4 protein-coding genes are annotated in these 6,476 nt (G+C 33.5%); all 4 read right to left on the bottom strand.

The window, feature by feature from the left end; translation table 11 throughout:
- The coding region (gene ileS, locus ACIQ2I_RS07135) for an isoleucine--tRNA ligase (RefSeq protein WP_396181736.1) at positions 1-2,254 on the bottom strand (2,254 nt) is incomplete at its 3' end.
- Between the two features lie 79 nt (positions 2,255-2,333).
- Positions 2,334-3,047 (bottom strand): DNA repair protein RecO, encoded by a 714-nt coding sequence (gene recO / locus ACIQ2I_RS07130; RefSeq protein ID WP_396181735.1) that lies wholly within the window; start codon positions 3,045-3,047, stop codon positions 2,334-2,336.
- On the bottom strand, positions 3,047-5,317 hold the full coding sequence (locus ACIQ2I_RS07125; protein WP_396181734.1) for a two-component regulator propeller domain-containing protein: 2,271 nt from the start codon (positions 5,315-5,317) through the stop codon (positions 3,047-3,049). Before ACIQ2I_RS07125 ends, recO begins: the two co-directional genes overlap by 1 nt.
- Positions 5,318-5,468: 151 nt before the next feature.
- The coding region (locus ACIQ2I_RS07120) for a BatD family protein (protein WP_396181733.1) at positions 5,469-6,476 on the bottom strand (1,008 nt) is incomplete at its 5' end.

Below are 6,476 nucleotides of genomic sequence, written 5' to 3'. Positions count from 1 at the left end.
CATCAATATTGGCATATAAAACAAAGAAAGAATAGGTGTTATAAAGTGTTCCAAAGAATTTTCTACGCACCTCAGCAATGCCTTCTAAATCGAATTTTAGATTGTCCCACGGATTGGCGTTTGAAATCATGTACCAACGCGTAGCATCTGGACCATATTCCGCTAACGTTTCAAATGGATCGGCAGCATTTCCTAAACGTTTTGACATTTTTTGTCCGTTTTTGTCTAATACTAAACCATTTGACACCACGTTTTTATACGCAATTTTATCAAAAACTAAGGTAGAAATCGCGTGTAAGGTATAAAACCACCCTCTTGTTTGGTCTACTCCCTCAGCAATGAAATCGGCTGGGAAGTCTTCGTTTTCATCAATTTTTTCCTTATTCTCAAAAGGATAATGCCATTGTGCATAAGGCATCGCACCAGAATCGAACCAAACGTCAATTAAATCTGTTTCACGTTTCATGGGTTTGCCTGATACGGAAACCAATATGATTTCATCAACCACATTTTTGTGTAAATCAACCAAATCGTAATTTTCTTCAGTCATATTTCCGATTTCAAATCCTTTATATGGATTTTCAGTCATGAAACCAGCTGCAATGGATTTTTCAATTTCGTGGTATAATTCTGCTACAGAGCCTACTAAAATTTCTTCTGTGCCTTCTTCATTTCTCCAAATTGGCAAAGGAATTCCCCAATATCTTGAACGAGATAAGTTCCAATCGTTGGCGTTTTTTAACCAATTTCCAAAACGTCCTTCACCTGTAGCTTTTGGCTTCCAATTGATGGTTTCGTTTAAATCGAACATGCGGTCTTTGATTTCGGTTACTTTAATGAACCAAGAATCTAGCGGATAATATAAAATAGGTTTGTCTGTTCGCCAGCAATGTGGGTAACTGTGTACGTATTTTTCAACTTTAAAAGCTTTATTTTCTTCTTTTAATTGAATAGCAATTTCTACATCGGCAGAGCGTTCTGGTGCTACGCCTTCGTTATAGTATTCATTTTTAACATATTTACCGGAATAGTCGCCCAAACCTTGAATGAATTTTCCTTGTAAATCTACCAAAGGAACAGCGTTTCCGTTTTCATCTAAAACCAACATTGGCGGTACTTCTGGAGTGGCTTCTTTGGCTACTTTCGCATCATCAGCTCCGAAAGTTGGAGCGGTGTGTACAATTCCAGTTCCGTCTTCTGTGGTGACAAAATCTCCTGCAATTACTCTAAAAGCATTTTCAGCATTTTCATATGGCAAAGCCAATTTCATTAATTGTTCGTAACGAATTCCAACTAAATCAGCACCTTTACATTCGGATAGTATTTTATATGGAATGTTTTTATCGCCCTCTTTGAAATTTTCAAAATCAACTCCTTCTGTACTTTCAATAAATCCTTTTCCAAATTGTTTGCCTACTAAATTCTTAGCTAAAATAACACTTACGGGCTCATAAGTGTATTGATTAAATGTTTGTACTAAAACATACTCAATTTTTGGACCAACGGTTAAAGCGGTATTACTTGGCAACGTCCAAGGTGTGGTTGTCCAAGCTAAAATATGAATAGTTCCAAAACCTTGTAAAAAGTTTGGTAACGTTTCGTTTTTGGTTTTAAATTGCGCTACTACAGTAGTATCCGTTACATCTCTATACGAACCCGGCTGATTGACTTCGTGAGAAGACAAACCTGTCCCCGCTTTTGGCGAATACGGTTGAATGGTGTACCCTTTGTAAAGCAAATCTTTGTTGTAAATTTGTTTGAGTAGCCACCAAACCGACTCCATATATTTGGATTTGTAAGTCACATACGGATCTTCCATATCTACCCAATAGCCCATTTTTTCGGTTAAATCGTTCCAAACATCGGTGTAACGCATTACTGTTTTCTTACAGGCTTCGTTATAATCTGAAACGGAAATGGTTTTCCCAATGTCTTCTTTTGTAATTCCTAAAGCAGCTTCTGTGCCTAATTCTACTGGGAGTCCGTGCGTATCCCAACCTGCTTTTCGTTTTACTTGAAAGCCTTTTTGAGTTTTATATCGACAAAAAATATCTTTAATAGCGCGCGACATTACGTGGTGAATCCCAGGCAATCCGTTTGCAGAAGGTGGTCCTTCAAAAAACACAAATGGAGGATTTCCTTCACGTGTAGACACGCTTTTTTCAAAGATGTTATTTTTCTTCCAAAAATCAAGAACTTCTGACGCTACTGTTGGTAAGTCAAGTCCTTTGTATTCTGTAAATTTTGTGCTCATTTTATCGCTTACTTAAATCAATTTGCGAAAGTAATGATTTAAAGAGAAAAGGCAAAAGGTAAAAGGCAAAAGTTGAATGTTAAGAAAAAACTTCTTTTAAAATTTCTAATGATTTAGGTTTTTTAAAACCATCTAAATGAATGGCATAATAATCCAAAAGGATTTTTAACAGCATTTGTCGTTCCACTCCTGCAAATATTTTTTTACTATCGTCATATCTCAACTGTATTGCTTTTTTAAGCAAGTTAGATTCGTGTGCGTTAAGACAACTTGTGCCTTGAAAGGGAGAAAAAACGCCATCAATCATTTCAAAATAGGCTAAATCTGCTTCTTGTATTTGCGGATAAAACCCTAAAAATTTGGTGAGTTCTAAAAGAAAAATTAGGTGGAAATTTGAAACCGAATCATTGGCGTCTAACCACAACAAAGAAGTTTCTAAAAATGAAAATAGGTTCTCATTTTTTTCTTCTTCAAAAACACTGTTTTGCACTACTTCCGATAAGAAAAAAACCATAGCGCTTTTTACAATATCCGTATTTATATTTTGATAATTATACGCCAGTTTTACTTCTTTGAAATGCTCTAATGTGCCTTTATTCTTATGATTGGCTTCAATATCAAGAATAGTAAACGGCTGAAAATAGGCTATTTTTTGATTGGATTTTTTGGATGAAAACGCACTGGGTATGAAATAAGATTTTAACCCGTCTGATTGGGTAAAACATTTAACAATTAAACTTTTCTCTTGGTACTTAATTGCGCTTAAAACAATGGCCTTGGTTTTTATTTGCATTATCTAATTACCATTATTTTTTTTACTGTGGTTTCTGCCGCATCGCTTGACGAAACAAAAACCATATATACGCCAGAAGCTACCTTATATTTTCCAAACGCGGTGGTATCCCATTCTACCGTTCCGCCAGAAGAGGTTGTTTCAAAAACTAAATTTCCTTCAATGTCTGTGATTTTCAAATTTACTTTGTCCATCAATCCAGATATTTTTACTGTTCCTGAATATTCAGGACGTACAGGATTTGGATAAATGTATACGTTTTGTAAATCATCATCTCCTTTTGTAGCCGATCCTAAAAAGGAAACCAATCCTTTATCTGTGGCAAAAAACACTTCGCCAGAAACCTCGTCAATTTCTATATCTAAGACATTGTTACTGGGTAAAGGCGAATTTTCTTTAGTAAATCTTCGTAACGTGGTTTGCCCGTTTGGACTTACCTGAAAAACTCCAGCATCTGCTATAGCTACCCATTTGTTGTTGGCACCATCCACTTTAATATCTTGAATTACTTGTTGGTAAAACAATTCTTGAGCCAAATCGCCATCCTGAATAACAATGTTTGTGGTTGTTAACGATGATTCAGAAATAAATCTGTCTACACTAGTTAAAATTCTTAATCCTTTGAAAGTCCCAATCCAAAGTTGGTTTTTATTGTCAACGGCGACACATCGCACATCGTTATTGGGTAAATTTCCGTTTTCTTCGTTAATAATTATAAATTTATTGTTGTACTTTTCATTAAAACCAATTACGCCCCCGGCGTACGTAGCCGTCCATTTTGTGCCATTTTTATCGATGTCAATATTGCCGTAATGCAATGCTGTTGGATTTTGAATAATGTTATTTAAGTTATAGGATTGCCAAGTATTATTGCTTTTCAATACTTTTATTCCGTTATTAACTAAGGCATTTGTAAGCCATAAATTGCCGTCTTTGTCGTATTTCATTCCGTTAATTCGCACTGAAATAAAGTTTTGGTTTGGTGGCGGCAAAAGCACCGACTCTAAAAAATTGGTTTCGTTAAATAAAAACGGATTTGTTTTATTAGTAAATTTCAATAAACCACTGTGTCCTGAAGCCACAAAAACTTCGTTGGTATTTCTTGGATTTTCTACTATTGCTGTTAACGTTAAAGCACCCGCTACTTCGGTATTCGGAATTTTAGCCCATCCCGTATTTGTATTAAAAAGACTAATGCCTTGCAACTTGTAATCTGGCTTGTAGGCTCTGTCATAACTTCCGTGAGTTAGCCATAAATCGTTTTTGGTTTTGGAGACTTTAAAGGCCAAATCTTCAATAGGTCCGTTTGGAGATATGTTGATAAAAACTAAATTACTGCTTAAAGGTGCTTCATATAATCCGTTTTTTGCCGTTCCTATATATAATTTGTCGTTTTTAGTTATGGCACAAGTAAGTAATTCTGAAACACCAGTTACTTGAAATGTAGATGCAAAAAGTGTCAAACTACTATTGTATACATTTACTTGAAACTGACCAGTAAAAGTTAAATATTCGCCATCGGTTCTTAGCTTTAATGGGGTCGTGTAATGTGTACTAAAAACTTGTGGTATATTTCCAATAAACTTATAAATATTAGTAGAAAAATCTGTTGCGATTAGTTGATTGCTAAAAACTACTAAACTAGACCAGTTTAAAGAATTAAAAACGGACCATTGCGAAAAATCGTATAAAAAAGGATTGTTTACACTTGCTTTTTTTATGCCTTGTGTTCGGGTTACTGCAAAAATTTCATTATTAAAAACTGTAGTTTGTAAAACATCTACAAACTCCCCAGAATTTCCAATATAAAAACTGTTTTCAATTTCAAAATTAGACAATTTGATTACGCTAATTCCGTATTGTGTAGACACGTAAACTTTCCCATCATATTCAAAAAAATCATTAATTTTTTTACTGTTGGCGGGCACAGGCACATCGGTAATAATATCAACTTTATTAAGCGTGGTCCCGTCTGGTTTTATAAGAATTATTAATCCGTTTTTATTTCCAATTAAGGTATAATTATTAGACGTGTGTAAAATAGCGGTTATTTCATCGGGTTTTACGTCGTTTATAGAAGTAAAAGTGGTTAAAATATTTGAGGAAACGTCTTTATTAAAAACTGAATTTTTAGTGCTAGAATATACTTTCTGGTTAGCAATACAAACATCTGTAATTTCATTATATGAAAAATATCCTTTCCATAATTTCTGTTGTGAAAATGAAAGAAGGGATAAACAGAAAAATAAATAGAAAAGTATTTTTTTCATATATGTAAAATTTATTTTATAGCGGTCATATATGGTATCGCCTTTATATTTATCGGTGTTTGCTTGCGCAAACTTGTTGTTAATCGCGATTTCATAAAATAAGTTGAACTACAAATATACACTAAACGATATTATATTACTATTATTGGATTTAACCGTTAATAATTTTTACCAACTGTTGTAATTTTTCAAAATCCATTTGCATATTTCCGTCAGATTTTGGCATGTATCTTGCTTTTTCGCAGTTTTGTAACAGCGCTATAAAATCGTTTGTGTTTTCTTGAGAAATTTGGTTTTCCTGAAATTTCTGAATGATGTTTTCTTTATTTAAATCGGCTTTTTCTAATCCAAATTTATAGTGTAAAAAAGCGTAGATTTTAAGTTCCATTTCCTGATAAAACACTTCTTTATTTGTTATAAATTGTTGCATATCGATTACAGAAAAATCCTTTTTTTCGTATTTTATTTCTGTTATTACCGCTTCAGACGCAAAAGATTTGTTTCTTTTAAGTGTAACAAATAACAAAGCCAACCCCACTAAAGTTATACTTCCAATAAAATGTAAAAAGGTAAATTCAAAACCTGATGTTGACTCGGTTTTTTGAAATTTTTCAGTTATTTTAGATTTAGAAACAGAAGTAACATTCGATTGATTTTCTCCTTGCGAAACATCTAAATTAATAGCTTCAGATGAAATGGTTTTATATGCTTTTGATTGTATATCGAAAAAAGAAAAGTATTGTGGTTTTAATTTAAAATTGCCTTTTTCTTGAGGGATTAAAGTATAACTATCTATAATTTTACCTGAAATTCCATTGATATTTTCGTTTACAAATTCTTGATGTTTTGGTTCATAAATCTCAAAATTAGTTGGTAAATTAGGTTTAGGGATTTCAAATAATTTTAAATTTCCCTTCCCAGAAACAATCAAATCTAGTTGTAAAGATTCTCCAGATTTTAATTGATTTTTAGTAACATTTGCTTTAAATTCAAAGGCGCCAACTGCGCCAGTAAAATTATCTGGTTTCCCTTTTTCGGGCAAAGGACGCACTTGAAGATATTTAGAATTTGAAACAATTTCTCTTCGGGCTACATCAAATTCTGGGTCGCCAAAAAAGTCTACATCGCCGGTTGGATAACTAATATTTAAATCTAATGT

It is taken from the genome of Flavobacterium sp. (assembly GCF_044368995.1).
Lineage (GTDB): Bacteria > Bacteroidota > Bacteroidia > Flavobacteriales > Flavobacteriaceae > Flavobacterium.
This window is presented reverse-complemented; position numbering and strand designations above follow the sequence as displayed.

Bases quoted from the DNA above. Each gene is read 5' to 3' on its own strand.
- recO (WP_396181735.1), bottom strand. From the start codon at position 3,047: ATGCAAATAAAAACCAAGGCCATTGTTTTAAGCGCAATTAAGTACCAA.
- ACIQ2I_RS07125 (WP_396181734.1), bottom strand. From the start codon at position 5,317: ATGAAAAAAATACTTTTCTATTTATTTTTCTGTTTATCCCTTCTTTCA.